The organism is Pseudomonas sp. DR208, from assembly GCF_019823005.1.
In the GTDB taxonomy this organism is placed as follows: domain Bacteria; phylum Pseudomonadota; class Gammaproteobacteria; order Pseudomonadales; family Pseudomonadaceae; genus Aquipseudomonas; species Aquipseudomonas extremorientalis.
In genome coordinates this window covers 2,463,673-2,488,532 of the sequence record NZ_CP081944.1, presented here as the reverse complement: position 1 = coordinate 2,488,532, position 24,860 = coordinate 2,463,673, and the positions used below count along the sequence as shown (strand labels likewise).

At 61.1% G+C, this 24,860-nt stretch carries 23 protein-coding genes; 17 read left to right on the top strand and 6 right to left on the bottom strand.

Going from position 1 to position 24,860, the window contains the following annotated elements:
- Nucleotides 1–3 precede the first annotated feature (3 nt).
- A complete protein-coding gene (locus K5K89_RS11275) occupies nucleotides 4–1,176 on the top strand; it encodes a hypothetical protein (protein WP_165447924.1) in 1,173 nt (390 codons plus the stop codon).
- A 235-nt stretch (nucleotides 1,177–1,411) separates the two neighbouring features.
- Here the strand turns inward: K5K89_RS11275 and K5K89_RS11270 are convergent, their stop codons facing one another.
- Nucleotides 1,412–2,032, bottom strand: coding sequence for a hypothetical protein (locus K5K89_RS11270; RefSeq protein ID WP_093127246.1), 621 nt, complete (start codon nucleotides 2,030–2,032; stop codon nucleotides 1,412–1,414).
- Nucleotides 2,033–2,151: 119 nt separating this feature from the next.
- Here K5K89_RS11270 and K5K89_RS11265 point away from each other — a divergent pair, with 119 nt between their 5' ends.
- Nucleotides 2,152–3,648, top strand: a complete 1,497-nt coding sequence (locus K5K89_RS11265) for a PAS domain S-box protein (protein WP_222541412.1) — start codon at nucleotides 2,152–2,154, stop codon at nucleotides 3,646–3,648.
- A 102-nt stretch (nucleotides 3,649–3,750) separates the two neighbouring features.
- Nucleotides 3,751–4,023, top strand: coding sequence for a DUF1652 domain-containing protein (locus tag K5K89_RS11260; protein ID WP_071489650.1), 273 nt, complete (start codon nucleotides 3,751–3,753; stop codon nucleotides 4,021–4,023).
- Here the strand turns inward: K5K89_RS11260 and K5K89_RS11255 are convergent.
- Nucleotides 3,986–5,179, bottom strand: a complete 1,194-nt coding sequence (locus K5K89_RS11255) for an MFS transporter (protein ID WP_222541411.1) — start codon at nucleotides 5,177–5,179, stop codon at nucleotides 3,986–3,988. The two genes, K5K89_RS11260 and K5K89_RS11255, sit on opposite strands and share 38 nt — an antisense overlap.
- A gap of 77 nt (nucleotides 5,180–5,256) precedes the next feature.
- Nucleotides 5,257–5,565 carry an RcnB family protein gene (locus K5K89_RS11250; RefSeq protein ID WP_071489652.1) on the bottom strand — a complete coding sequence of 103 codons (309 nt, stop codon included), beginning with the start codon at nucleotides 5,563–5,565 and terminating at the stop codon, nucleotides 5,257–5,259.
- Between the two features lie 191 nt (nucleotides 5,566–5,756).
- On the opposite strand from K5K89_RS11250, the gene K5K89_RS11245 reads away from it, so the two are divergent.
- From K5K89_RS11245 to K5K89_RS11230, 4 genes are all read left to right on the top strand, one after another.
- Nucleotides 5,757–6,314 carry a helix-turn-helix domain-containing protein gene (locus tag K5K89_RS11245; protein WP_071489653.1) on the top strand — a complete coding sequence of 186 codons (558 nt, stop codon included), beginning with the start codon at nucleotides 5,757–5,759 and terminating at the stop codon, nucleotides 6,312–6,314.
- 11 nt (nucleotides 6,315–6,325) lie between these two features.
- Entirely contained in the window at nucleotides 6,326–7,672 is a 1,347-nt protein-coding gene (locus tag K5K89_RS11240) for a glutamine synthetase family protein (protein WP_222541410.1), read from the top strand.
- A gap of 20 nt (nucleotides 7,673–7,692) precedes the next feature.
- Nucleotides 7,693–8,793 carry a DNA alkylation repair protein gene (locus K5K89_RS11235; RefSeq protein ID WP_071489655.1) on the top strand — a complete coding sequence of 367 codons (1,101 nt, stop codon included), beginning with the start codon at nucleotides 7,693–7,695 and terminating at the stop codon, nucleotides 8,791–8,793.
- A 147-nt stretch (nucleotides 8,794–8,940) separates the two neighbouring features.
- Nucleotides 8,941–10,800: a DUF3857 domain-containing transglutaminase family protein gene (locus K5K89_RS11230; RefSeq protein ID WP_071489656.1), complete on the top strand. Its 1,860-nt coding sequence runs from the start codon at nucleotides 8,941–8,943 to the stop codon at nucleotides 10,798–10,800.
- Nucleotides 10,801–10,823: 23 nt separating this feature from the next.
- Here K5K89_RS11230 and K5K89_RS11225 read toward each other — a convergent pair whose 3' ends face one another.
- A complete protein-coding gene (locus K5K89_RS11225) occupies nucleotides 10,824–11,714 on the bottom strand; it encodes a LysR family transcriptional regulator (RefSeq protein WP_222541409.1) in 891 nt (296 codons plus the stop codon).
- A gap of 130 nt (nucleotides 11,715–11,844) precedes the next feature.
- On the opposite strand from K5K89_RS11225, the gene K5K89_RS11220 reads away from it, so the two are divergent.
- From K5K89_RS11220 to K5K89_RS11195, 6 genes are all read left to right on the top strand, one after another.
- Nucleotides 11,845–13,491 (top strand): GMC family oxidoreductase, encoded by a 1,647-nt coding sequence (locus tag K5K89_RS11220; protein WP_222541408.1) that lies wholly within the window; start codon nucleotides 11,845–11,847, stop codon nucleotides 13,489–13,491.
- 65 nt (nucleotides 13,492–13,556) lie between these two features.
- A complete protein-coding gene (locus K5K89_RS11215; protein WP_071489659.1) occupies nucleotides 13,557–15,179 on the top strand; it encodes an MFS transporter in 1,623 nt (540 codons plus the stop codon).
- Between the two features lie 165 nt (nucleotides 15,180–15,344).
- On the top strand, nucleotides 15,345–17,294 hold the full coding sequence (locus K5K89_RS11210) for a DNA topoisomerase III (RefSeq protein WP_222541699.1): 1,950 nt from the start codon (nucleotides 15,345–15,347) through the stop codon (nucleotides 17,292–17,294).
- 131 nt (nucleotides 17,295–17,425) lie between these two features.
- Nucleotides 17,426–17,866 carry a CBS domain-containing protein gene (locus tag K5K89_RS11205; RefSeq protein ID WP_071489660.1) on the top strand — a complete coding sequence of 147 codons (441 nt, stop codon included), beginning with the start codon at nucleotides 17,426–17,428 and terminating at the stop codon, nucleotides 17,864–17,866.
- A gap of 8 nt (nucleotides 17,867–17,874) precedes the next feature.
- Complete coding sequence (locus tag K5K89_RS11200; RefSeq protein WP_071489661.1) at nucleotides 17,875–18,720, top strand: NAD-dependent protein deacetylase; 846 nt, start codon at nucleotides 17,875–17,877, stop codon at nucleotides 18,718–18,720.
- A gap of 634 nt (nucleotides 18,721–19,354) precedes the next feature.
- Nucleotides 19,355–19,684, top strand: a complete 330-nt coding sequence (locus K5K89_RS11195; protein ID WP_025854475.1) for a hypothetical protein — start codon at nucleotides 19,355–19,357, stop codon at nucleotides 19,682–19,684.
- Nucleotides 19,685–19,745: 61 nt separating this feature from the next.
- Here K5K89_RS11195 and K5K89_RS11190 read toward each other — a convergent pair whose 3' ends face one another.
- Nucleotides 19,746–20,651, bottom strand: a complete 906-nt coding sequence (locus K5K89_RS11190; RefSeq protein ID WP_071489662.1) for a LysR family transcriptional regulator — start codon at nucleotides 20,649–20,651, stop codon at nucleotides 19,746–19,748.
- A gap of 133 nt (nucleotides 20,652–20,784) precedes the next feature.
- Here K5K89_RS11190 and K5K89_RS11185 point away from each other — a divergent pair, with 133 nt between their 5' ends.
- The 4 genes from K5K89_RS11185 (at nucleotide 20,785) to K5K89_RS28635 (ending at nucleotide 23,628) form a co-directional block, all read left to right on the top strand.
- Complete coding sequence (locus K5K89_RS11185; protein ID WP_058425579.1) at nucleotides 20,785–21,483, top strand: CoA transferase subunit A; 699 nt, start codon at nucleotides 20,785–20,787, stop codon at nucleotides 21,481–21,483.
- 34 nt (nucleotides 21,484–21,517) lie between these two features.
- Entirely contained in the window at nucleotides 21,518–22,177 is a 660-nt protein-coding gene (locus K5K89_RS11180) for a CoA transferase subunit B (protein ID WP_071489663.1), read from the top strand.
- Between the two features lie 11 nt (nucleotides 22,178–22,188).
- Nucleotides 22,189–23,370, top strand: a complete 1,182-nt coding sequence (locus K5K89_RS11175; protein WP_222541407.1) for an acetyl-CoA C-acetyltransferase — start codon at nucleotides 22,189–22,191, stop codon at nucleotides 23,368–23,370.
- 126 nt (nucleotides 23,371–23,496) lie between these two features.
- Entirely contained in the window at nucleotides 23,497–23,628 is a 132-nt protein-coding gene (locus K5K89_RS28635) for a hypothetical protein (protein ID WP_256575431.1), read from the top strand.
- Nucleotides 23,629–23,704: 76 nt separating this feature from the next.
- Here the strand turns inward: K5K89_RS28635 and K5K89_RS11170 are convergent, their stop codons facing one another.
- On the bottom strand, nucleotides 23,705–24,790 hold the full coding sequence (locus K5K89_RS11170) for a DUF1615 domain-containing protein (protein WP_222541406.1): 1,086 nt from the start codon (nucleotides 24,788–24,790) through the stop codon (nucleotides 23,705–23,707).
- Nucleotides 24,791–24,860: the final 70 nt, after the last annotated feature.

The following is a 24,860-nucleotide window of genomic DNA, read 5'->3' as shown; positions in this document are numbered from 1 at the left end:
TGTATGAAAACACTCAGTACAGAAACGAGGCCCCGCCGGTCCATGGCCGATATAACCGTCCTGATGTTGGGATTAGCCAGCGTGCTATTGATGCTGTGGGTTGCACTTAGCAACCAGTGGTCCTGGCCGGGCTATACCGAGATGATCACAAGCCTGCCCCATCCCGTTGCCTGGCTGCGGTGGATAGTCGGGGATATCAGTGAAGTAGCCTTCTACAAGCACGAACTGGCATCGCTCGGTTTGTTGGGCGGCGCCTACCTTGCATGGTGGGCGAGCAAGCACGGTAAAGCCTGGCAAGGGTTTTCTATTTCCTACGGAACAGGGCTATGGCCTTGGTTGGTGACAAGTTCACTGCTGGGGCTGATGTTGAGCAATCTTCTGTGGGGTTGGAGCGTCACCGCACAAACGTGGCAACCCACGTTTGCGGCATTCGTCTCGTTACCGGCAGCCATGGTGCTGATGTTCGGCGGCGGCTGGAAAGTTGCCGTAAACGGTGCGGTATTGGGCGCATTGCTGGTGACCCCCCTTTGTCTGCTGATCGTGAACTTCGTATGCGTTCCACTGGGTCTTCCAGTGGTGATCGGCAACGTGGTGGGCATGGCACTCGGCAGCGTCATTGCGTTTGTACTTTGTCGCCGAGTGCCGTCGTTGGTGAGTTCTGATTACATAGCCCTCGCCAAACCGGCCCCCGCCCCGCCCCCCACTTATGGTATTGCCTGGAGTCTGCGTCGGGTGCTCGCAGATTTTTCCGAAGCGCCTTTTTTCGGGAACGAACTTGCCAGTCTCGGGTTGCTGGCAGGTGTACTGGTAGCCTATGCGCTGAACCCGATCAGCCCGGCGTATGGATCAGGCCTGGTGTTGCCCCTGATAGCGGCCCAGGCGCTGACATCGGCACTGGGTGTCGCGATCTGGCGAAAACAGTGGAAGAAACGCGGATGGTATCCGACCTACGTTCCACTGGTCTCAGTGGTCCCGGCGGCTGTATTGACCCACGGTGGCAGTTGGACCGTCATCGGTTCAAGTGCACTGCTCGGGGCTTTGATCGCGCCGCCACTGGCCTGTGCAATTGCAGGTCGCTTGCCCACACACTTTCACCCGTACATTGGCAATGTCACCTCAATGGCGTTGAGTACGCTGATGATAGTGCCTTTGGTGGGTTGGTTGATTCAGATGTAGCCCATCCCCACGCTGTGCTCTTCACAATACCCTCCCAATAGGGCGGTCACTGCAACTGTGGCGAGCGGTCTTGCCCCGCGTTGGGCTGCGAAGCGGCCCCAAAACCAGCGGCCGAGGAGTGCCTGATTCACCGCATTCCTTCCTCCAGGGTCGCTTCGCGACCCAACGCGGGGCAAGCCCGCTCGCCACAGGGTACTTACCGCCTGTGACCTTAAGACCTTGAAAGGGCTGCCCCTTAAAACCAATGCCAGAACCGACTCCAGAACCCCCGCCCCAAGTCATCCTTGCACCGCGCATATTGCGCCGCATACATCTGCGACCGCGCCTGTACCTTGCTGGCTACCGTTGGCAGCCAGGCCTTGGCGGCGTAGGTGCGCTGGCGATAGCCGCCCCAGCCTTCGTGGTAGTTCAGGTACTGGCCGTAGGCGTCGTATTTGTAGACGCCGTTGATGGTGTAGGTCTTGTCCATGTACCAGCCGACGAAGTCGATGGCGTCGTCGAAGTCCTGGCGGCTGGCGCCGCTGCGGCCGGTGCTCTTGCGGTAATCGTTCCACACCTCGTCCTTGGCCTGGGCGTAGCCGGCGGCGGTGGAGACGCGGCCCCAGGGAATGATCCACAGCAGGTATTTACGCGGGGCCAAGGCGTCCTGATGGAAGCCGGACTCCTGATACATGATCGCGAACGGCACCTGGATCGGTACGCCCCAGCGTTTTTGCGTGACTTTGGCAGCGTCGTACCAGTCGTCTTTTTCGCGGAAGATGCCGCACAGATCATTTGGCGTACGTGGCGGCGAGGTGCCGCACGCCGTCAGCAGTGAGGTGAGTAACAACAGTCCGACGGCTTTGCCTGCGCTCAAAATGCACCTGTGCCTGATACGTATGAAACGGGCATTTTACGCAGGTCTGCGCCTGGTGCATCTGCACTATCCTGAGGCCCAGGTGTCGTAATTCCATGCGCCCACTCTCAGGAAGACCTATGACCCAGGATGTGCTTGCCAAGGAAACCAACCGCCGCCAGTTGCAGCAGATCATCTCCGGCCTGTCCGACGGGGTGATTCTGGCCGAGGTCGACCAGACCATCCTGTGGGCCAACGAGGCCGCGCTGACCATGCATGGCGTGGGTGACGTGATGGGGCTGGGCGCCAACGGGCAGCAATACGCCGAGCGCTTTGCGCTGCGCTACCGCAACAACCACCCGGTGCAGGCAGACAACTACCCGCTGGCCCGGGCCGCGGCGGGCGATGAGTTCAGCGACGTGGTGGTGGAAGTCACGCCCACCGCCGACGAAGAAAAAACCTGGGTGCACCGCCTGCGCAGCCTGGTGATCACCGACTCCCACGGTGAACCGGAACTGCTGGTGCTGATCCTCAGCGACGCCACCGAGTGGGCCAGCGCCGAGCAGCGCTTCGAAAAAACCTTCAATGCCAACCCGGCGCCGGCGGTGATCTGTCGCCTCAGCGACCTGCGCTATATCAAGGTCAACCAGGGCTTCCTGGAGATGACCGGCTACAACCGCGACCAGGTCATCGGCAAATCGGTGTATGAACTGGATGTACTGGAACAGGCCGAACGCAAGGACCTGGCCATCCAGCGCCTGGGCGAAGGCGCGACCATCCCGCAGATGCAGGCGGAGCTACGGCTGCCCGGAGGCGGCAGCAAGCTGGTAATCGTTGCTGGCCAGCCATTGGACATGAACGAAGAGGACTGCATGCTGTTTTCCTTCATGGACCTGGAGCCACGGCGCAAAGCGGAAATTGCCCTGCGTCAGAGTGAGGAGCGCTTCGCCAAATCCTTCCGCCTGACCCCGGTGCCGACCCTGGTGTGCAGCGCCGGTAACCGCCAGGTGGTGGATATCAACGAAGCTTTCATGAGCATCACCGGCTACATCAGTGAAGAGCTGATCGGCAAATCGATCGAGGACATCGACTTTATCGACAGCCCCCAGGCTGCCGCACAGTTGTTCGCCAGCCTGGAAAAAGCCGGCAACCTCGACGGCCAGGACCTCAAGGTGCGCAAGAAAGGCAACGAGGTGATCGACTGCGTGGTCTCCGCCGACACCGTGATCATCCAGGACGCGCCCTGCTACCTGATGGTGATGATGAACATCACCGAACGCAAACGCTCGGAGCTGGAGCTGGTAGCGGCCATCGAGGAAGTGATGCAGGATGCCTCGTGGTTCAGCCAGACGCTGATCGAAAAACTGGCCAACGCCAAGAGCGTCAACAGCGCCAGCCAAACGAACGTGGCCTTTACCGACCTTACCGCCCGCGAGCGCGATGTACTGGGCCTGATCTGTGAGGGGCTGGCCGACAAGGAGATCGCCTCGCGCCTGAAACTGGCGCCCAACACCGTGCGTAATCATGTGGCCACGGTGTACTCCAAACTGGGGGTGCACAGCCGCAGCGCTGCCATCGTCTGGGCCCGTGAACGCGGGCTGTTCGCCGGGGAATTGCGGGTCAAAAACAAGCCGTGACAGTGCAAATGCACTAGTGCACCTAGTGCGAATTCGCCTTATTGCGGCGACGGCTAGTCAATAACCTTCAAGGTATCAAACTGAATGCCTGAAGGAACCCGCATGTTTACCCTCTCTCAACTGCGAAACTGCATCGAAGAAGGCCTGTCGCCGCTGACGTGCGAGTTCACCCTGTGCCGGGATGCGTCCCTGACCCTCAAGGTCTATGACGCCGAAACCGGCCGGGTCGACCTGGTCGTCACCGGGATCAGCACCAACCGCCTGCAGACCCCGCAAGAAGTGGAAAAGATGGTGGAAGAGCTGCGTTACGAACTGCAGAGCAACACCATGGGCAAGCTCACGCTGGATGACTTGCCTTCAACGACGCCCCAATAAAGTAGAACACCCCGCCCCCGACGATAAACGCTCCCAGCATCCAGAACATGTAATGGGCCGGCAGGCTGGCCAGCACCAGCCCGCACAACACCGGCCCCAGCGCGGCGCCCAGGTTGGACAGGTTCTGTGCCCCGTAGTACATGCCGCGCAAGTGGTGCGGGGCTATCCGGTCGATGAACATGTATTCGGCCGGGAACACAATGATCTCCCCCACGGTGAACACCGCCATCGCCAGCACCCACCACAGTACGCTGGTGGACAGCGCAAACCCGACGATCCCCAGCATGAACATGCCCAGGCCCGCGACCAGCCACTGGCCGAGGTAACGGTGCGATATCCGCCGCCCAATCAGGTATTGCAGGGCAATCACCAACACCGCGTTGGTGGTCAGCACGGCGCTGACCACGGTGTAGGTGTATTCGGCCGTGGTGGTGGTCACCAGGTATTGCGACAGCCACGCGGTGAACTGGCCGAACACCACGGCACTGAGTACACCGCCGAGGGTGAAGCACACGAGACGATGATCCCTTAAAAGTACTCGCCCGACGGCAAGGAATGGCACCGGTTTTTGCGTGGCATCAACGGTGGCCAGGGTACGGTCGCCCCAGCGCCAATACAGAAGGAAAAACCCTACCCCCAACAACGCCGAAAGGATAAACGGCACGCTGATATCCAGCTTGGCCAGCACCGCCCCGAAAGCGGGCCCAACCGCATAACCGATGTTGGTCAGGGTGTACTTGATGGAAAACACTTCGCTGCGGGCGTCTTCGGGCAACAGGCTGGCAAAACCGGCCTTGACCGCAATATCGATCACCGCATAAGCCAGGTTGATCAGGATCAGGCAGCTGTAGAACGCCCAGATGTTCTGGGCCAGAACAGTACCGACAAAGCCCAGCACAAACAGCACGCTGAAGGTCAGCAGCAACCGATAACTGTTGATACGGTCGACCAGGAAACCGCCATACACACTGAGCAGCGAGCCGACGATCAGCGAACTGCCGATCACCAGGCCAACCTGGGTGATGTCGAGGGAAAAATGGTGGGTGAGGTAGATCACCAGGTAGGGAAAAGTGATTGCCTTGGCCAGCGTGAGCAGCAATGTGGCGGACAGCAACAGGTTAACAGTGCGAGGGTAGTTTCTTATTGTCGCAAGCATCCTGCTCTCTTTCCTTGAAGGTAACACGGCCGTTTCCGCCGGTTACCTTAACTCAGGAACAGGGCACAAATGCAAGGTCATTTCTTGACAGGGGTGATCTCGAGAATGGTGCCGTTGGTGGTTTTGAGCAGCACGAACTTATCGCCTACCCGCGCCCACTGGCTGTCCTCTTCAGGCTGTTTGAGACCGCGCTTTTTCCAGTCGCTGACGGCCGACTCCTTGCGCATCAGGATATCCGGGGCACGGTCACCTTCTTTCAAGTCACGGGTATTGATACTCGAAGGTTGTACGGTTTCCTGCGGGGTATCACCGGCCTGCACGATAAAGCTGGCGGTGGACAGGCTGGTGGCGACCAGCAGGCAGGCAGCGAGGGATCTGGATTTCATGGGAGTTCCTTCAATGAAAAGGTGTGTACCGAAGTTCGGACCGCTGCCACGCGCGATCATTCAATTGTGCCAACCTTCGCGCGTCGCTGCAGCAGCCGTTCCAGCCCGAACGGGTGCGCGCAAAAGCCCATGCCATTGCCCTTATGAAATAAATCCTGTAATTTTTCATGAAATTTATCGAAATAAATTTCATGAACAAACAAGAAGAACTTGCCACCCTCGCGGCACTGATCCACGACCTGCGCAAGCACAAGAAGCTTACCCTCGCCCAGCTCGCACAGAAAATCGAGCGTTCGGTGGGCTTCCTGTCCCAGGTCGAGCGTGGCCTGTCGCGCCCGACCGTGGCGGACTTGACCGCCATCAGCCATGCCCTCGGCGTACCTACTACTTACTTCTACAGCCAGCCCAAACCCAAGGCCGTGGACTGGATCACCCGCCCCAACGAGCGGCGCACGGTGTATTACGCCAACGGCATCACCGACATCCTCGTCTCGCCGAGCATGAACGGCGCCTTCTCGATGCTCGACAGCCTGCTGGCCCCCGGTGCCAACAGCGGTGAACAGACCATGAGCGACCGCGCCGAACAGGCCGGGTTTGTGCTGGAGGGCGAGTTGACGTTGTGGGTGGACGGTGAAGCTGGCTCAGTCACCCTCGGCCCCGGCGACAGCTTCCACCTGGCCAGTTTTGCCCATTGCCGCTACGCCAACCTGACCGACCTGCCCGCCCGCGTGTTGTGGGTTTACAACTAGGAGCAACACCCGTGAAAAGCCATGCCTCCACGTTACTGGCCGAAGTACGGACCTTTCGCCAGAACCATCCGGACGTGCGTTATGTCGACCTGATCGCCCTGGACATTCCCGGGCACTTCTACGGCAAGCGTTACCCCATCGAGATGCTGGAAAAAGTCGCCGCCGGCAGCCCGTTGAAGCTGCCACAGAACGCCGTGTTGCTGGGGGTTCAGGGCGGGTTGTTCAAGATTGGCGACTACTGCTTCAACGACGGCGACCCGGATGCCAACCGTCGCCTGGTGCCGGGCACCCTCAAGCCGGTGAGTTGGGAATCGCAGCCGCTGGGACAGATGCTGATCACCTCGGACGGCACCGAGGCGCCCATCGAGTTCGAACCCCGCGAAGTGCTGGCCAAGGTGCTGGAACGCCTGCAACACAAGGGCATTCACCCGGTGGTGGCGTTCGAACTGGAGTTCTACCTGTTCGACAAAAAACTCGACAATGGCCTGCCGCAATTTGCCCGCGACCCGTTGAGCGATGACGCCGACGACCAGCCCAACCTGCACATCGAACGGCTGTCGCGCTTCAGCGAAGTACTGGATGGCATGGCGCAAACCGCCAAGGACCAGGGCATCGATATCACCGTGATCACCGCCGAGATCGGCCCCGGCCAGTTCGAAATCAACTTCGGCCACCTCGACGATGGGATGCGCGCTGCCGACTGGGCCGCCCTGTTCTGCCGCAGTACCCGTGGTGTGGCATTGAAACACGGCTACCGCGCCAGCTTCATGGCCAAGCCCTACCTGCAATATCCCGGCAGCGGCATGCATGTGCATGTGAGCCTGTATGACGGTGCGGGTAACAATTTGCTGGCGGCTCACCAGCAGCAACCCTTGCGCCATGCCGTCGCCGGATGCCTGGAGTTGCTGCCGCACTGCATGCCGATCTTCTCGCCCAACCACAATGCCTTCCGCCGCCTGGGCGGTACGGTCAACGCCGCCACCCGCGCCAGCTGGGGCTTTGAAGACCGCGACGCGTGCGTGCGCATCCCCGAGTCCGACCCGCGCAACCTGCGTATCGAACATCGACTGGCCAGTGCCGATGCCAACCCATACCTGGTGCTGGCGGCGATCCTGGTTGGCCTGGAACACGGTCTTGAGGCCAGGCGCGAACCCATCGCCCCGCTGAATGAAGACCGCAGCAGCGGCAGCGACTTCCCCCTGGAAATGCTCGACGCCGTGCGTGCCATGCAGCATCACGCGGTATTGCGCGATAAGCTGGGCGCCGAATTTGTCGAGGTGTACTGCGAAAACAAGCGTCAGGACCACTTGGCCTTCCAGCAAGAGATCCATGCGCGGGAATATCGCTGGTTTCTCTAATAGCACTCACGGAATCATCGATGACCGACCAAAGCGCCCCGGCCCTCAAGGAAATCTTCAACGTCGAACGCCTGCAACACATCGCCACCGAGATGACGGCGGTGTACCCGGCGTTCGACGCCAAGGGGTTCCTCAAGCACGCCAAGGCCGGGCTGGCCGAATTGTCGGTGATGCAGCGCATGGCGCGGGTCAGCGAGAGCCTGCATGCGGTGATCCCGCTGGATTACCCGCAAACGCTGAAGCGGCTCTACGCCCTGGCCCCGCGCCTGAACAGTTCGTTTGTCAGCCTGTTCCTGCCGCACTTCGTGGCGAGCTACGGGCGGGATGATTTCAAACGTTCAATGGCCGCGCTCAAGTACTTCACGACGTTTGGCTCCGCCGAATTCGCGATCCGCCATTTTCTACTGCACGACTTCCCGCGCACGTTGGCGGTGATGCACGAATGGTCGCTGGATACCAACGAACACGTGCGCCGCCTGGCCAGCGAAGGTTCGCGGCCGCGCTTGCCCTGGTCGTTCCGCCTGGCCGAAATACAGGCCAACCCCGAACTGTGTGCGTCGATCCTCGACAACCTCAAGGCAGATACCAGCCTGTACGTGCGCAAGTCGGTGGCCAACCACCTCAACGACATCACCAAGGACCACCCGGAATGGGTGCTCAGCCTGATCGAAGGTTGGAATCTGGATAACCCTCACACCGCCTGGATCGCCCGCCACGCGCTGCGCAGCCTGATCAAGCAAGGTAACACGCGTGCGCTGACGATCATGGGGGCCGGGGCCAGGGCCGACGTGAAGATCCACCATCTGCAAGTGACGCCAGCGGTGATCAACCTGGGAGAGCGGATCAACCTGTCCTTCACCCTGGAATCCACCGCCGCAGCCCCACAGAAGCTGGTGGTGGACTACGCCATCGACTATGTGAAAAGTGCCGGCCACAGTACGGCGAAGGTGTTCAAGCTCAAGGCGTTTACCCTCGGCGCTGGCGAGCTTCACAGCATCCGCCGTGAGCAACATATCCGCGAGTTGACCACGCGCAAGCATTACCCCGGCAAGCATGTCGTCCATGTGCTGATCAACGGCGAGAAGCTTGCCAGCGCCGACTTCGAACTGAGAAACGACTGACACAAATCAAAGAAAAGGCTCTAGCACGGGCCTTTCAGCCACATAAATTGTCGAACAATCCTGGCTTTCTTAGTTGCGAGCAATTATCATCCAGCGCCTTCTCGCTACCCACCGGGTAGCTGTTTCAATGTGTCACCCGAGGCGCCCATGTACCGTTTTTCGTTTCACCGCCCCCTGATTGCCATCAGCCTGGGGCTTGTTGCTCCTGGCGTATTTGCCGCGCTGCAGCCCCTGGCCGAAGCACCACTGGCCAGCGACACCGAGCTGCACTGCCACTTCAGCCGCGACGCCAGTACCGACTGCACCACCACCTACCGCTATACGATCCTCAAGCCGAGCGGCCGCGAAATGCTCTCACGCATCGACTTCGATTATTCCGAAGGCGACATCTTTGAAGTGATCAGCGCGCAGTCCACTCAGCCCGGCGCCAAACCAGTGGCGCTGGATGCGACGCAGATCGACACCCGCATCGCGCCCAATCCGGACCAGGGCTTCAGCCGCGACAAACAGACCTCTCTAGCCTTCCCCAACCTGCGCGTCGGCACGCAGATTCGCTACACCGTACGCGAGCACCACGCCGCCAAGCCCTTGATGACCCAGTTTCACTACGTGCTCAAATTCGGCGCCAGCCCGGCGCGGCGCGACCGGTTCAAGGCGCGTTTTACTGCGGAGCGCCCCATCCAGTGGCGCAGCGAACTGTTCGAGGGTTTCAGCGTAACGCCGTCGCAGAATGGCAAGACCCTGGACGTGGTGCAAAAGGCCCCGACCTACCTCAACTACATCAACGAAGCCTCCAACGCCGCGTTGCTGCGCATCCCGCGTATCGAGATAGGCAGTGCTCTGGAGCCCCAGGCGTACTTCGGGGCGTTCGCGCAGCGCTACAACCAGATCCTCGGTGCCAACCTGCCACCACAAGGTGCTGCTGCCGTGGTTGCCGTACGCGGTTTGGCACCGGCCGAACAGGTTGCGGCATTGATGCAGCACATCAACGATCACTATCGCTACCTGGGTGACTGGCGTGCGACAGAGCGCGGCTACGTGCCCTTCAACCTCGCTGAAATCGAACAACACGGTTATGGCGACTGTAAGGACCTGGCAATCCTGCTGACCGCCTTGCTCAAGGCCAGTGGCATCAAGGCCGAGACCGCCTGGGTCAGCCGGGGCGATGTGGTCGAGTCGCTACTGATCCCCGGCCCCCAGGCGCCGAACCACGCCATCGTCCGCGCCGAAGTGGATGGCCAGGTGTGGTGGCTCGACCCGACCAACCCGGTGTTCGCCCCCGGTCAGGTCATGCCCGATATCCAGGACCGCTGGGTGCTGGTCAACGACGCCCAGGGTCAGGTGCGCGAGGAACATATCCCGCTGGAACGCCCCGAAACCACCCTGCGCCTGGACAAACAGGTGCACTACGACAAACAAGGCTACGGCACGACCCAGGCCACGATCACCTTCAGTCGCCTGCCGCTGATGCAACTGAGCGTCGCCGACCGCCAGCAAGGCAGCACCGCCACCGACCAGGACATCTGCGCCAACTTCGGCAACGAGATCAGCGACTGCCAGATCACCCGCCCGGCCACCGGCTTTGTGGTACATGACGGCTATACCGTCACGGCCAAAATGAATGATCAGCGTGCGCTGGAAAAGCTGGCGAATGACTACGTATATAGCGATGAATCGCTCAAGGGTCGTTGGGATGGTTTTATCAACTACCGCCGCCAAGGGCAGCAGGCCGAGCTTGATCTGGGCAACCCGCAAACCCATGACTACAGCATCACCCTGAGCGGCGGGCGGATGGAAAAAGCCATCCCGGGTTGCCAGGTGCGTTCGCCGTGGTATGACTTGGATCTGCAGGGTTCGCAGGCGAATGGCGGGCTGCGTTATCACTATCGCCTGAGCCAGAAGGTGCGTTGGTTGAGCCGTGATGAGATTGTCAGCAAGGCGTTCGGGAAAATGATCGAGGATGCACGGGCTTGCGCGGAGCAGGTGCATCAGGTGGTGAAACTCTAACCCTCTGTTGGGCAGGCCTGGCATCAGGCCTCGCCCAACAACAACCCCTGCTCCCGCGCGCACAACTCCACCACGTAATCCCACAACACCCGCAGCCGCACTGACTTGTGCAATTCCCGGCGCGAGCTGATCCAGTAGCTGCGCTGGATCCCCTCCCCCGGCAGCAACGGCACCAGGTCCGGGTCGCCGGCGGCCATGAAGCACGGTAATACCGCAATCCCCAAACCGGAGCGCGCCGCCTGATGCTGGGCGATCACGCTGGTGCTGTGGAACACCACCTTGGGGTTGCGGCAGAAGCTGCTGAGGAATTTGAGTTCCTGGCTGAACAGCAGGTCGTCGACGTAATCGATCCAGGCGTGTGCCGCAAGGTCTTCGCGCTTTTCAATCGGCGGGTTGCGCGCCAGGTAGCCGCGGCTGGCATAGAGGGCCAGGCGGTAGTCGGTAAGTTTGCGCGTGACCAGTTGATCGACGCTCGGCCGCTCGAGGTGGATGCTGATTTCCGCTTCGCGGTTGAGGATGCTGACAAAGCGCGGCACCGCCACCAGCTCCACTTCCAACCCGGGGTAGCGCTCGAACAGCCCGCCCATGCGGCTGGCCAGGAACATCACGCCCAGGCCTTCGGCCACACCCAGGCGGATCTTGCCCAGGGGCGCGGCAGCATGAGTCAGCTCGTCTTCGGCCAGCAGTGCGACGTTTTCCATGGCCTCGGCATGTTTTAGCAGGGCCTCGCCGGCGGGGGTCAGTTCGTAGCCCTGGGCATGCTGCACGAATAGCGCGGTGCCGAGACTTTTCTCGATCGCCTCGATATGCCGGGCCACAGTGGCGTGGGTGGTTTTCAGGCGTTGCGCGGCGGTGAGCAAGCGACCGCTGCGCTGCAGCTCGAGAAAGTACCGCAGGTCATTCCAGTCGAACATGACGCCTCCATTGCCTATCCCTGGGCTACGCTGTTTAAAAACGCACAGCAGCTGGGTAAAAACTAACATTTTTAAGACGAAAACTAACAACTAGGATGGGGCCAATAAGAAAAACAAGCGAGACCTTCAGATGCCCATTGCAACTGCTGAATACGATTACATCGTCGTAGGCGCCGGCCCAGCGGGCTGCCTGCTGGCCAATCGACTGTCCGCCAACCCCGCCCACCGCGTGCTGCTGCTCGAAGCCGGTGGCCGCGACAATTACCCCTGGATCCATATCCCCGTCGGCTACCTGTTCTGCATCGGCAACCCACGCACCGACTGGTGCTTCAAGACCGAAGCCCAGGAAGGCCTGCAAGGCCGTGCGCTGAGTTATCCACGGGGCAAGGTGCTGGGCGGCTGCTCCTCCATCAACGGCATGATCTACATGCGTGGCCAGGCCCAGGACTACGACGGCTGGGCGGCCGCAGGTAATGAAGGTTGGGCGTGGAAGGACGTGCTGCCGCTGTTCAAGCAGAGCGAAAACCACTTTGCCGGCGGCTCGGAATTTCACAGCGACGGCGGTGAATGGCGAGTCGAGCAACAGCGTCTGCACTGGCCGATCCTCGATGCGTTCCGCGATGCGGCGGCGCAGAGCGGCATCGCCAACATCAGCGATTTCAACCAGGGCGATAACGAAGGCTGCGGCTACTTCCAGGTCAACCAGAAGGCCGGGGTACGCTGGAACGCGGCCAAGGCGTTTCTCAAGCCGGTGCGCCAGCGCCCCAACCTCACCGTGCTGACCGAAGTGGAAGTGGACCGCGTGCTCCTGGAAAACGGCCGTGCCTGCCAAGTGGTCGGGCGTCAACACGGCCAGCAAGTGAGCTGGAAAGCGCGCAAGGAGATTGTGCTGTGCGCCGGTGCAGTGGGTTCGCCGGGCATCCTGCAACGGTCAGGGATCGGTCCCGCCAACGTGCTGGAGCCACTGGGCATCGAAGTGCTGCATGAACTGCCCGGCGTCGGCGGCAACCTCCAGGACCACCTGCAACTGCGGCTGATCTACAAACTGGAAAACGCCCGCACCCTCAACCAGATCGCCGGCACCCTGTGGGGCAAGATGGGCATGGGCCTGCGCTACCTCTACGACCGCAGCGGCCCGCTGTCGATGGCGCCCAGTCAACTGGGTGCGTTTGCGCGCTCGGGTCCGGAACAGACATCGGCCAACCTGGAATACCACGTACAGCCACTGTCCCTGGAGCGTTTCGGCGAACCGTTGCACGGGTTCCCGGCGTTTACCGCGTCGGTCTGCGACTTGCGTCCGCAGAGCCGGGGCCGTATCGACATCCGCTCGGCCAACCCGGCGGACGCACCGCTGATCCGCCCCAACTACCTCAGCCATCCGGAAGACCTGCGCGTGGCCGCCGATGCGATCCGCCTGACGCGCCGCATCGTCGCCGCACCGGCCCTGAGCCAGTTCAAGCCGGTGGAGTATCTGCCGGGCGATTCGCTGCAGACCGAAGCGCAATTGCACGAAGCCGCCGCACGCATCGGAACGACGATCTTCCACCCGGTCGGCACCTGCCGCATGGGCAACGATAAAGACGCAGTGGTCGACGCCCAACTGCGGGTGCACGGCGTGCCCGGCTTGCGCATCGCCGACGCTTCGATCATGCCGCGCATCACCTCTGGCAATACCTGTTCACCCACGCTGATGATCGCGGAGAAGGCCGCGCAGCTGATCCTTTCGCCGAATACAAGGAGTCTCGCCCCGGAGAAAGAACTGGTTCATGCAATCTGAATAGCGGCGCCGAACCTGGCGCCGACAGTGGAACAACAATAAATAATCACTGTGAGGGCTACCCGATGTCAGAACATGCTCAAACCCTGGGCTCGCCGGTCGACGCGAGCACCAGCAACGACTCAAAGAAAGTCATCTTCGCCTCGTCCCTGGGGACGGTGTTCGAGTGGTATGACTTTTTCCTCTACGGCGCCCTGGCGGCGGTGATCAGCAAGCAGTTCTTCGCCGGGGTCAACGACACCACGGCATTCATCTTTGCCCTGATGGCCTTTGCGGCCGGCTTTGTAGTGCGGCCCTTCGGTGCGCTGGTGTTTGGTCGGTTGGGCGACATGATCGGGCGCAAGTACACCTTTTTGGTCACCATCATTCTGATGGGCGTGGCGACCTTCTGTGTCGGGTTGCTGCCAACCTACGCCAGCATCGGCATCGCAGCGCCGATCATCCTGATCGTGCTGCGCATGCTGCAGGGCCTGGCGCTGGGCGGCGAATACGGCGGCGCCGCAACCTACGTGGCCGAGCACGCACCGGCCGGCAAGCGCGGCTTCCACACCAGCTGGATTCAATCCACGGCGACCATCGGCCTGCTGCTGTCGCTGCTGGTGGTGCTGGCCTGCCGTTACTTCACCGGTGACCAGTTCGAAGTCTGGGGCTGGCGCATTCCGTTCCTGTTCTCCATCGTGCTGCTGGGCATTTCCACCTGGATCCGCATGAGCCTGCACGAATCGCCCGCGTTCCTGAAAATGAAAGAGGAAGGCAAGGCCAGCAAGGCGCCGATCCGTGAGTCCTTCGGCAAATGGGAAAACCTCAAGGTGGTGCTGATCGCGCTGTTCAGCATCAACGGCGGGCAAGCGGTAACCTTCTACGCGGCGCAGTTCTACGTGCTGTTCTTCCTCACGCAGTTCCTGAAGATGGACCCGGCCCTGGCCAACATGCTGTTGATCATCAGCGTGGTGATCGGTGCACCGTTCTTTATCTTCTTCGGCTGGCTGTCGGACAAGATCGGGCGCAAGCCGGTGCTGATGCTCGGCCTGCTGCTGGCCACCGTGCTGTATTTCCCGATCTTCAAGAGCCTGGCGCACTACACCAACCCGGCGATGGACCAGGCCAGCACCCAGGCGCCGATCACCGTGATGGCCGACCCGGCCACCTGCACCTTCCAGTTCGACCCGGTGGGCAAGGCGAAATTTGACAGCCCGTGCGACAAGGTCAAGACCTTCCTGGTCAAGCAAGGCCTGCCCTACAGCAGCGTCGCCGCCCCCGCCGGCAGCCCCGTGCAAGTGAGCGTGGGCGACGTGCGTATCGATGGTTTTGACGAAAAAGCCCTGCGTGGCGCGGTGACCCTGGCCGGCTATCCGTCTTCGGCGGACGTGGCCCAGGTCAACAAGACCATGGTGGTGGTGCTGATCGTGGCGCTGATCCTGATTGCCGCGATGTGCTACGGCCCGCTGGCAGCGCTGATGGTGGAGCTATTCCCGACGCGTATCCGCTACACCTCGATGTCCCTGCCCTACCACATCGGTAACGGCTGGTTTGGCGGGTTCCTGCCGACCGTATCGTTTGCCCTGGTGGTCTACACCGGCGATATCTTCTACGGCCTGTGGTACCCGGTGGTGGTGACCGGGGTGAGTTTGATCGTGGGGATGGTCTGCCTTAAAGAGACCCGTCACGTGGATATCGATAACAACTAACCCGATCTCCTGAGCACAGAAGATCCGCTGTGGGAGGGGGCAAGCCCCTCCCACATTTGCCTTCAGGCGCCTACATAAATTGCTGTACATCCATACAGATAATGGTTGATCAATGCGCGCCGACTGAGCATCCTGCACAGCATCAACCCGATCTGTGTGACGACCATGCGCCTGTACCTCTGTGAAAAACCCTCCCAGGCCAAGGACATTGCGGCCGTGCTCGGCGCCAGCCGCCGTGGCGAGGGGTGCTGGCTGGGCAATGGGGTCACGGTCACCTGGTGCATCGGCCACCTGCTGGAAACCGCCCCGCCGGATGCCTACGACGAAAAGTACAAGCGCTGGGTACTGGCCGACCTGCCCATCGTCCCGGAAAAATGGAAGATGCGCGTCAAGCCCAAGACCGCCAGCCAGTTCAAGGCGGTCAAGCGCCTGCTGGGGGAAGCCCAGGAGCTGGTGATCGCCACCGACGCCGACCGTGAAGGCGAGATGATCGCACGCGAGCTGGTGGAGCATTGCCGTTATCGCGGGCCGATCCAGCGGCTGTGGCTATCCGCGCTGGATGATGCCTCGATCCGCAAGGCCCTGGCGGCGCTCAAGCCGGGCGCCGAGACGTTCAGCCTGTATCACTCGGCCCTGGGCCGCTCCCGCGCCGACTGGCTGATTGGCATGAACATGAGCCGCCTGTTCACCTTGCTCGGGCGCCAATCCGGTTACCAGGGCGTGTTGCCCGTAGGTCGGGTGCAAACGCCAACCCTGCGCCTGGTGGTGGACCGCGATCGCAGCATCGCCGATTTTGTGCCGGTGGCTTACTGGGCCATCGATGTCGACCTGCGCCACGGGGGCATGACCTTCACCGCCCAATGGCGCGCGCCCGAGGACGCCTGTGACGACCAGGGCCGCTGCCTCAACCCGCAGTTGGCGCGGGACGCGGCCGACGCCATGACCAACGCCGCCACCGCCCGGCTGGTGAAACTGCGCACCGAGCGCATGCGTGAAGTGGCGCCCCTGCCCTTCGACCTGGGCACCCTGCAGGAAATCTGCTCCAGGAAGCTCGGCCTTGGCGCCCAGGAAACCCTGGATATCGCCCAGTCGTTGTATGAAACCCATAAAGTCATCACCTACCCGCGCAGTGATTGCGGCTATCTACCGATGAGCCAGCACCCCGACGCGCCGAAGATCCTGGCTGCGTTGGCACGTGCGGATACCGCAGTGAACGAGCTGATGCCGCATATCGATGCCCAGCGACGCTCGCGGGCGTGGAACGATGCCAAGGTCAGCGCTCACCACGGCATCATCCCTACCGGCGCCGGCAAGGATGTGGGACAACTCACCGGCAAGCATCGTGCGGTGTATACCCTGATCCGCGCACGCTACCTGGCGCAGTTCCTGCCCAACCATGAGTACGATCGCACCCAGGCGGATTTCGACTGTGCGAATCAGGCGTTGCGTGCAGTGGGCAAAGTAGTGATCGAACCGGGCTGGAAACGCGCCCTGCCCGAAGCCCTGGCGCCAGCCAAGGGACGTGAAGCGCCGGCTCCGCAAGCCCTGCCGCCATTGGTACAGGGCCAGGATTATGGGGTGGCCAGGGTCAACCTCAAGGACCTGTGGACCCAACCGCCCAAACCCTTTACCGAAGGTGACCTGATCAAGGCGATGAAAAACGTCGCCAAGTTGGTGGAAGACCCGCTGCTCAAGCAAAAGCTCAAGGACACCACCGGCATCGGCACCGAGGCCACCCGCGCCGGCATCATCCAGGGGCTGTTGGACCGTGGTTACCTGGTGAAGAACGGCAAGGCGCTATCAGCTACACCGGCGGCATTCAGCCTGATCGACGCCGTGCCCCGGGCCATCGCCGACCCAGGCACCACCGCCATCTGGGAGCAGGCCCTGGACATGGTGCAAAGCGGCGAAATGAGCCTGGAAGACTTCGTCGCCAAGCAGGCGGCCTGGATGAGCAAGCAGGTCGCCCGTTGCAATGGCATGCGCATGACCATCACCGGTCCCGCCAGCCCGGCAGGCCGAGGTGCCACGCCATGGAAAAAGAAACGCAAGAGCACGCCACGCAAGACGACGGCCAGTCCCAAGCGGGCCAAAAAACCGACAAATGCCGGCTAAACACCCAAAAAAACCGGCGAATGACGTTTTTCGACGGGTTTAGCGCCGCTTTGGACCTTGCAGCGCGGTGGCCGGTCTAGGATTCTGTAGTGGGACCCTGACTAACCAACAACAACACCGGAGTGGCCGCCATGAAGACCGTTGCAGAAGTGCTCAAAGCCAAGGACCAGAAAAACCAGGAAGTGCATGTCATCAAACACGACCACACCGTGTTTGAAGCCTTGGTGCGGATGTCGGAGAAAAACGTCGGGGCCTTGCCGGTGGTCCAGGATGACGTGGTGGTCGGGATCATCAGCGAGCGTGATTACGCCCGCAAAATCATGCTCAAGGGGCTGTCGTCGGTCACCACCAAGGTCCATGAGGTGATGAGCTCTCCGGTGATCACCGTCGACACCCATAAAAAGGTCGATGAGTGTATGAACATCATGACCGACAGTCACCTGCGCCACCTGCCCGTGGTCGAAGACGGCAAGCTGTTGGGGCTGCTGTCCATCGGCGACCTGGTCAAGGAAGCCATTGCCGACCAGGCTGACCTGATCAAACAGCTGGAGCAGTACATCCGCGGCGAATAGGGGAGCCCATGCTCGACACGCTGAAACACCAAGAGAACCAACTCGATACCTTGCATCGGGCCATGGCCGAACGGCACTTTCTGGTGTTGACCGGTGCGGGGATCAGCACGTCGTCGGGCATTCCCGACTACCGCGACAGTGACGGCGTGCGCCGGGGCAAGGCGCCGATGATGTACCAGGAGTTCCTCGCCACCGCGCAGGCACGCCGCCGTTATTGGGCGCGGGCGATGCTCGGGTGGCCGAGGGTCCGCATTGCGCAGCCGAACAAGGCGCACCTGGCATTGGCGACATTGCAGCAACGCGGGCGTATCAGCGGGCTGATCACGCAAAACGTCGACACCCTGCATGATCAGGCCGGCACCCATGATGTAATCGAACTGCACGGCAGCCTGCACCGGGTGCTGTGCCTGGATTGCCAGTTGCGCAGTGCACGCGATGCAATTCAGCGGCAGATGGAAATCGACAACCCCTACCTGGCGCAGGTCCATGCGGTGCAGGCACCCGATGGAGACACCTTGCTCGACCCTGCTTTTGAAGAACACTTTCAGGTCCCCCACTGCCCCCATTGCAATGGCGAGCGCCTGAAGCCGGATGTGGTGTTTTTCGGTGAGAACGTAGCACCCGCGACAGCAGCCAGGGCAATGGCCGCCGTCGGCCATGCCGAGGGCTTGCTGGTAGTCGGTTCGTCGCTGATGGCCTATTCGGCATTCCGCCTGTGCAAAGCCATGGTCGAACAGGGCAAACCCGTCATCGCCATCAACCTGGGCAAGACCCGCGCAGATGAGCTGTTGCAGGTGAAGATCGAAGCCGAGTGCGAGCGACTTTTGCCGCGTTTGGTCGAACGGTTACGGTAACTCAATCAAGCGCAGATCCTTTGTGGCGAGCGGGCTTGTCCCGCGTTGGGCTGCAGAGCAGCCCCAATCCAGGCGCTGAAAAGTTCCTGATGCTGCGCAGTGTTCTTATTGGGGCCGCTTCGCAGCCCAACGCGGGACAAGCCCGCTCGCCACAACAGGCGTTATACAGCCTGACCTGCACTTCCAGAAAATGACGCCCAAGTCACGTTTTCCCGCATTCTCCCGTCCCCACGGCAATTTATGTAGTGAGCAAAAATAATCACTACATAAGCGTTGACGTAACCATTTTGTCCTTGCATTATCGAGACGTCTCCCGGATCGGGAGCGTTGGCAACAAGCGTTTTGAACAAGCTCGTCTGACCGCCGAGCTGTTTTTTCCGGATGTGCACTGCCCACAAGGCAGATTGATGAAGCTGACCGGCCCTAAGGGCTCGGTACAAGGCGCTCAAATGCGGCTTGTCTTCGTTATGAATGCATTGCGTAGCAGTTCATCAGCAAGACTACATGCATCAGGTTCAAGACCCTGCCCGTATTCGGCAGACCGTCGCTGACGCCCGGTTTTCGCAACCGGAGACAACTTACGAAGTATTAACGAACCAACTGATAGATCGCCAACTGGTCAAGGGGCTTACACATGAATCTGAACAACCAACCAACTATCGATGAATTGGCTGAGATGTTCGCAGCGCAGAAAGACACACTCGACGACCATATCCTGTGGATTGGCAAATCGGGCGAAGTGCAAATTGACTGCCTGGCGCCCCACACCGAAGAAGCCGAGTTCGACCGCAATAACCGTGAACTGGCGGCGCGCCTGAAGATGTACCGCCGTGGCCAGGGTTATGTCGGCAAGAAAGCAGCCGCCGATCGCAACTTTATCGAGCAGGTCTTCCACACACTTAATACCGAATGGCAGAATCTCAAGGGCCAATCGCAAGTTAAAGTGATTGATAGATACTGCTGATAACACCGCATTAAACATTTAAGCCCGCTTGTTGATTCGAGCGGGCTTTTTAATTGCGGCTCTACAACACTGCGGGAAATCGTCCCTTCTTCGCTTCGTCGCAAAAGATATCAAACAACACCTGCGCTGCCGCCGAGAGTTCATGGCCGGGTTTGGTCAGCACCCCAATCGGTCGTTCAATGACCGGATCGGTCAAGGTGATGCAATGAGCCCCCGCCTCCTCCATCTGCCGCGCACACAATGCGGGGACGGCGCTGACACCCAACCCCGTCGCTACCATCTTGCCTACAGTCGCCAGTTGATGGCTTTCCAGCGCCACCGGCAACTTCATCTGCCGCGCCCCCAGATGCTCCTCCAGCATCACCCGCACCGTCGAAGGTCGCTGCAACGTGATGAACGGCTGCTCCAGCAAGGTTTTCCAGTCGATTTCATCAAGCTCGACCAACGGCGAATCCCCCGGCACCACGGCAATGAATCGATCCAGGTACAACGGCGTGAACGCCAGCGACGAACCGTCTGAAGGCTCGAACGCCACGCCCAGCTCCACCTGGCGGTCGCGCACCATTTCCAGCACCTGCTCGTTGATCAAGTCGTGCACGGTGACATTCACCTGCGGGTAACGCGCGCGGAATATCTTCAGGATCGGCGGTAGCAAGTTGCCCGCGAACGATGGCATCGCCGCCACCGTGACCCGCCCGCGTTGCAGGGTAAAGCGCTGGCGCAGTTCGTCCTCGGTGTTGTCCCAGTCGGCAATCAAGCGGCGCGCCAAAGGCAGCAGGGATTCCCCCTCGGGTGTCAACGCGACGTTGCGCGTATTACGGCTGAACAGGCGCCCGCCCAGGCCTTCTTCCAGACCCTTGATGGTCAAGCTCAGTGCCGACTGGGAAAGGTGCAGGCGTTCGCAGGCGGCGGCGAAACTCAGGCTCTGGGCCACGGCGAGAAACGCGCGCATCTGTTTAACTGTCATGACGCTACTCCAAATGGCCAGGCGACTATCCTGTTTTTTAAATCAATCAACCTTAAAAAACAACTTAACAAATCAATCCGTCGGAGCAACACTCGGTTCATTGGCTGGCCCACAAACAATAAAAGAGGTGCATATGGCAGGTTTCGATAAACGCGTGGCGTCCTACGAGGAAGCACTGGCGGGCCTGGAAGACGGCATGACCGTACTCTCCGGCGGTTTTGGCCTGTGCGGCATTCCGGAAAACCTCATTGCCGAGATCAAGCGCAAAGGCACCCGCGACCTCACCGTGGTATCCAACAACTGCGGCGTCGACGGCTTCGGCCTGGGCGTACTGCTGGAGCAGAAGCAGATCAGCAAGGTGATCGCCTCCTACGTGGGTGAAAACGCCCTGTTCGAGAAGCAGTTGCTCAGCGGCGAAATCGAAGTGGTGCTGACCCCCCAGGGCACCCTGGCCGAAAAAATGCGCGCGGGCGGCGCCGGCATCCCGGCCTTCTTCACCGCCACCGGTGTTGGCACTCCGGTCGCCGAAGGCAAGGAAACCCGTGAATTCAATGGTCGTCCGTACCTGATGGAAGAGTCCATCACCGGCGACTTCGCCATCGTCAAAGGCTGGAAAGCCGACCACTTCGGCAACGTCATCTACCGCCACACCGCCCAGAATTTCAACCCGCTGGCTGCCACCGCCGGCAAGATCACCGTGGTCGAAGTCGAAGAAATCGTCGAGCCGGGCGAGCTGGACCCGGCGCAGATCCACACCCCTGGCATCTACGTCGACCGGATCATCTGCGGCACGTTCGAGAAGCGCATCGAACAGCGCACCGTACGCAAATAATCCGCCCCCAGCCCGAACAATAAGGACACATAAAATGGCTCTTACCCGCGAACAAATGGCTCAACGCGTCGCCCGCGAAATGCAGGACGGTTTCTACGTCAACCTGGGCATCGGCATTCCGACCCTGGTGGCCAACTACATTCCGGAAGGCATGGAAGTGATGCTGCAATCGGAAAACGGCCTGCTCGGCATGGGCCCGTTTCCGACCGAAGACACCATCGACGCCGACATGATCAACGCCGGCAAGCAGACCGTGACCGCGCGTATCGGCGCGTCGATCTTCTCGTCCGCCGAGTCCTTCGCGATGATCCGCGGCGGCCACGTCGACCTCACTGTACTCGGCGCGTTTGAAGTCGACGTACAAGGCAATATCGCCTCGTGGATGATCCCCGGCAAGCTGGTCAAGGGCATGGGCGGCGCCATGGACCTGGTGGCCGGTGCAGAAAACATCATCGTGATCATGACCCATGCCTCCAAGGACGGTGAGTCCAAGTTGCTCAGCCAATGCAGCCTGCCGCTGACCGGCGCCCACTGCATCAAGCGTGTACTGACGGACCTGGCGTACCTGGAAATCGAAAATGGCGCTTTTGTCCTCAAGGAACGCGCACCTGGCGTCAGCGTTGAAGAGATTGTGCGCAAGACCGCCGGTAAACTGATCGTCCCGGACCACGTTCCAGAAATGCACTTCCAGTGAGGACAGATTCCATGCAAGACGTCGTGATTGTTGCTGCCACCCGCACCGCCGTGGGCAGCTTCCAGGGTTCGCTGGCGAACATTCCGGCACCGGAACTGGGCGCCGCCGTGATCCGTCGCCTGCTGGAGCAGACCGGCCTGGACCCGGCCGAAGTGGATGAAGTGATCCTCGGCCAGGTCCTCACCGCAGGCTCAGGCCAGAACCCGGCGCGCCAGGCGTCGATCCTGGCCGGCCTGCCCCACGCGGTGCCCAGCCTGACCTTGAACAAGGTTTGCGGCTCGGGCCTCAAGGCCCTGCACCTGGGCGCCCAGGCCATCCGTTGCGGTGACGCCGACGTGATCATCGCCGGCGGCATGGAGAACATGAGCCTGGCTCCGTACGTACTGCCCGCCGCGCGCACCGGTTTGCGCATGGGCCATGCCAAAATGATCGACAGCATGATCACCGACGGCCTGTGGGACGCGTTCAACGACTACCACATGGGCATCACCGCCGAGAACCTGGTGGACAAGTACGGCATCAGCCGTGAAGCCCAGGATGCGTTCGCCGCCGCCTCCCAGCAAAAAGCCGTCGCTGCTATTGAAGCGGGCCGCTTTGTCGATGAGATCACACCGATCCTGATCCCCCAGCGCAAAGGCGACCCGGTGGCCTTCACCGTGGATGAGCAACCCCGCGCCGGCACCACCGCCGAATCTCTGGGCAAGCTGAAACCGGCGTTCAAGAAAGACGGCAGCGTCACCGCGGGCAACGCCTCCAGCCTCAACGACGGTGCCGCCGCGGTGCTGCTGATGAGCGCCGACAAGGCCAAGGCCCTCGGCCTGCCGATACTGGGGCGCATTGCCAGCTACGCCAACGCCGGCGTCGACCCGGCGATCATGGGCATCGGCCCGGTGTCGGCCACCCGCCGTTGCCTGGACAAAGCCGGTTGGAGCCTGGGCGACCTGGACCTGATCGAAGCCAACGAAGCCTTCGCCGCGCAATCCCTGGCGGTGGGCAAAGAGCTGGAATGGGACGCCGACAAGGTCAACGTCAACGGCGGCGCCATCGCCATCGGCCACCCGATCGGCGCCTCGGGCTGCCGCGTGCTGGTGACGCTGCTGCATGAAATGATCAAGCGTGATGCCAAGAAAGGCCTGGCGACGCTGTGCATCGGTGGCGGCCAGGGGGTAGCCCTGGCGCTCGAACGCATCTGATTCAAAGAGCAACATGGAAAGGGCCTGGTTCCACGAAAACCAGGCCTTTTCTTTACCCTTCAACCTCGCGTCTGCGGCACCGCTTTAATCCCCGTCAAATTCCCCCATACCTCCCAAGGAACCGCAATGCGCCATCTGGACGGCAAGCCAAAATCCTATCTCCTGTTCCTGCTGGCAGCCCTGGCCGTGGCAGGCTGTTCACCCAAGGATCAGTCCCGCGCACGGGCGATCAACGGCGAACAAAGCTCGTTCCTCTGATGGTGCGAACCTGTGGCGAGCGGGCTTGCCACAGCAAGCCCGGTCACCGCAGCAAGCCTGCTCACCTCAACGCTGATCAGCGCTTCAGGCAGCGCTGATAACGCTCGTCGACCCGCTGGGCAAACCACGCCGTGGTCAGGTTACGGGTGATCTTGGGACTCTTGAGCACGATGCCCGGCAGGATGGCCCGTGGCATCGGCTTGCCGGCGGCCTTGTCGGCCAGGGCAAATACGCGCTTGTAGAGGGTGGTGTCCTCGAAATCCAATTGCTCGCCCTGCTCCAGCTGACTGCGGATGCTGGGGTTGCGCATGTCCAGCCTGGCCCCCAATGAACGCACCGCCAACTCGGTGGTGCCGGGCAGCAGCGAGCCGTAGCGAATCAGATCTCCGTCCAAGGCCAACTCGGTGCCCGAAGCACGGCTGACGGCAGCCTGGAACGCGGCATTACGGCTGGCGTACCACCCGGCATTGAAATCGGCAAAGCGATACAGCGGCCGGTCGTAGCTCACCGGGTAACCCAGCAAGTGCGCGATGCCGAAGTACATGCCGCCACGACGGGTGAAGACTTCGCGACGAATTGTGCCATCCACCGTGTAGGGATAACCCCGCGCCTGTTTCTGCGCAAAGTCGATACTTACCTGCATCGGGCCTGCGGTATGCACCGGGTTGAAACCACCAAACAACGTGTTGCCCAGGGGCACCATGCTGATGAAGTCATCGAAGATGCCACTCAGGTCCTTCTCCGTGCGCGCAGCATTGAGGCGGTCGGCGTAGGTCTTGCCGCTGGGCGAGCGCAGTTGCAGGGCGCTGCGCACGACAAACGCCGGCATATGGACTTTGCCGGCACGCCGCAGGATTTCATCCTGGGCGATCTTGCCAATGTCTGGCACCGGTGGGTCGACCTGATAGGTCGACTCCTGCTCGGTCACCGCCAGCACGGCGCAGATGTTTTCCGTGCTGGGGTAGATGTTCTGGGTGTCAAAGGCCGTGTAGATGTCCTGGGCCCAGCCCTCGCGGTCAGCCACCTTGGTCGGCAGCAGGCGCACGATCTGCGCTTTCACCTCGGCCTCGCTGCGCTGCGGCTGTTGCGGGTTGCGCGTGGTGGAGCAACCGGCCAGTACCAGCAAAGTGGCAAGGCACAGGATCAGGCGGCTTGAATACATGGGGCTTCCTTGGCGACGATGGGCCGGGCATTGTTGATGTGGGAGGGGGCAAGCTCCCTCCCACATTTTA

Bases quoted from the DNA above. Each gene is read 5' to 3' on its own strand.
- K5K89_RS11230 (WP_071489656.1), top strand. From the start codon at position 8,941: ATGTACCGTTTTTCGTTTCACCGCCCCCTGATTGCCATCAGCCTGGGG.
- K5K89_RS11235 (WP_071489655.1), top strand. From the start codon at position 7,693: ATGACCGACCAAAGCGCCCCGGCCCTCAAGGAAATCTTCAACGTCGAA.
- K5K89_RS11225 (WP_222541409.1), bottom strand. From the start codon at position 11,714: ATGTTCGACTGGAATGACCTGCGGTACTTTCTCGAGCTGCAGCGCAGC.
- K5K89_RS11215 (WP_071489659.1), top strand. From the start codon at position 13,557: ATGTCAGAACATGCTCAAACCCTGGGCTCGCCGGTCGACGCGAGCACC.
- K5K89_RS11260 (WP_071489650.1), top strand. From the start codon at position 3,751: ATGTTTACCCTCTCTCAACTGCGAAACTGCATCGAAGAAGGCCTGTCG.
- K5K89_RS11205 (WP_071489660.1), top strand. From the start codon at position 17,426: ATGAAGACCGTTGCAGAAGTGCTCAAAGCCAAGGACCAGAAAAACCAG.
- K5K89_RS11250 (WP_071489652.1), bottom strand. From the start codon at position 5,565: ATGAAATCCAGATCCCTCGCTGCCTGCCTGCTGGTCGCCACCAGCCTG.
- K5K89_RS11170 (WP_222541406.1), bottom strand. From the start codon at position 24,790: ATGTATTCAAGCCGCCTGATCCTGTGCCTTGCCACTTTGCTGGTACTG.
- K5K89_RS11180 (WP_071489663.1), top strand. From the start codon at position 21,518: ATGGCTCTTACCCGCGAACAAATGGCTCAACGCGTCGCCCGCGAAATG.
- K5K89_RS11175 (WP_222541407.1), top strand. From the start codon at position 22,189: ATGCAAGACGTCGTGATTGTTGCTGCCACCCGCACCGCCGTGGGCAGC.
- K5K89_RS11190 (WP_071489662.1), bottom strand. From the start codon at position 20,651: ATGACAGTTAAACAGATGCGCGCGTTTCTCGCCGTGGCCCAGAGCCTG.
- K5K89_RS11200 (WP_071489661.1), top strand. From the start codon at position 17,875: ATGCTCGACACGCTGAAACACCAAGAGAACCAACTCGATACCTTGCAT.
- K5K89_RS11275 (WP_165447924.1), top strand. From the start codon at position 4: ATGAAAACACTCAGTACAGAAACGAGGCCCCGCCGGTCCATGGCCGAT.
- K5K89_RS11195 (WP_025854475.1), top strand. From the start codon at position 19,355: ATGAATCTGAACAACCAACCAACTATCGATGAATTGGCTGAGATGTTC.
- K5K89_RS11210 (WP_222541699.1), top strand. From the start codon at position 15,345: ATGCGCCTGTACCTCTGTGAAAAACCCTCCCAGGCCAAGGACATTGCG.
- K5K89_RS11245 (WP_071489653.1), top strand. From the start codon at position 5,757: ATGAACAAACAAGAAGAACTTGCCACCCTCGCGGCACTGATCCACGAC.
- K5K89_RS11265 (WP_222541412.1), top strand. From the start codon at position 2,152: ATGACCCAGGATGTGCTTGCCAAGGAAACCAACCGCCGCCAGTTGCAG.
- K5K89_RS28635 (WP_256575431.1), top strand. From the start codon at position 23,497: ATGCGCCATCTGGACGGCAAGCCAAAATCCTATCTCCTGTTCCTGCTG.
- K5K89_RS11255 (WP_222541411.1), bottom strand. From the start codon at position 5,179: ATGCTTGCGACAATAAGAAACTACCCTCGCACTGTTAACCTGTTGCTG.
- K5K89_RS11185 (WP_058425579.1), top strand. From the start codon at position 20,785: ATGGCAGGTTTCGATAAACGCGTGGCGTCCTACGAGGAAGCACTGGCG.
- K5K89_RS11220 (WP_222541408.1), top strand. From the start codon at position 11,845: ATGCCCATTGCAACTGCTGAATACGATTACATCGTCGTAGGCGCCGGC.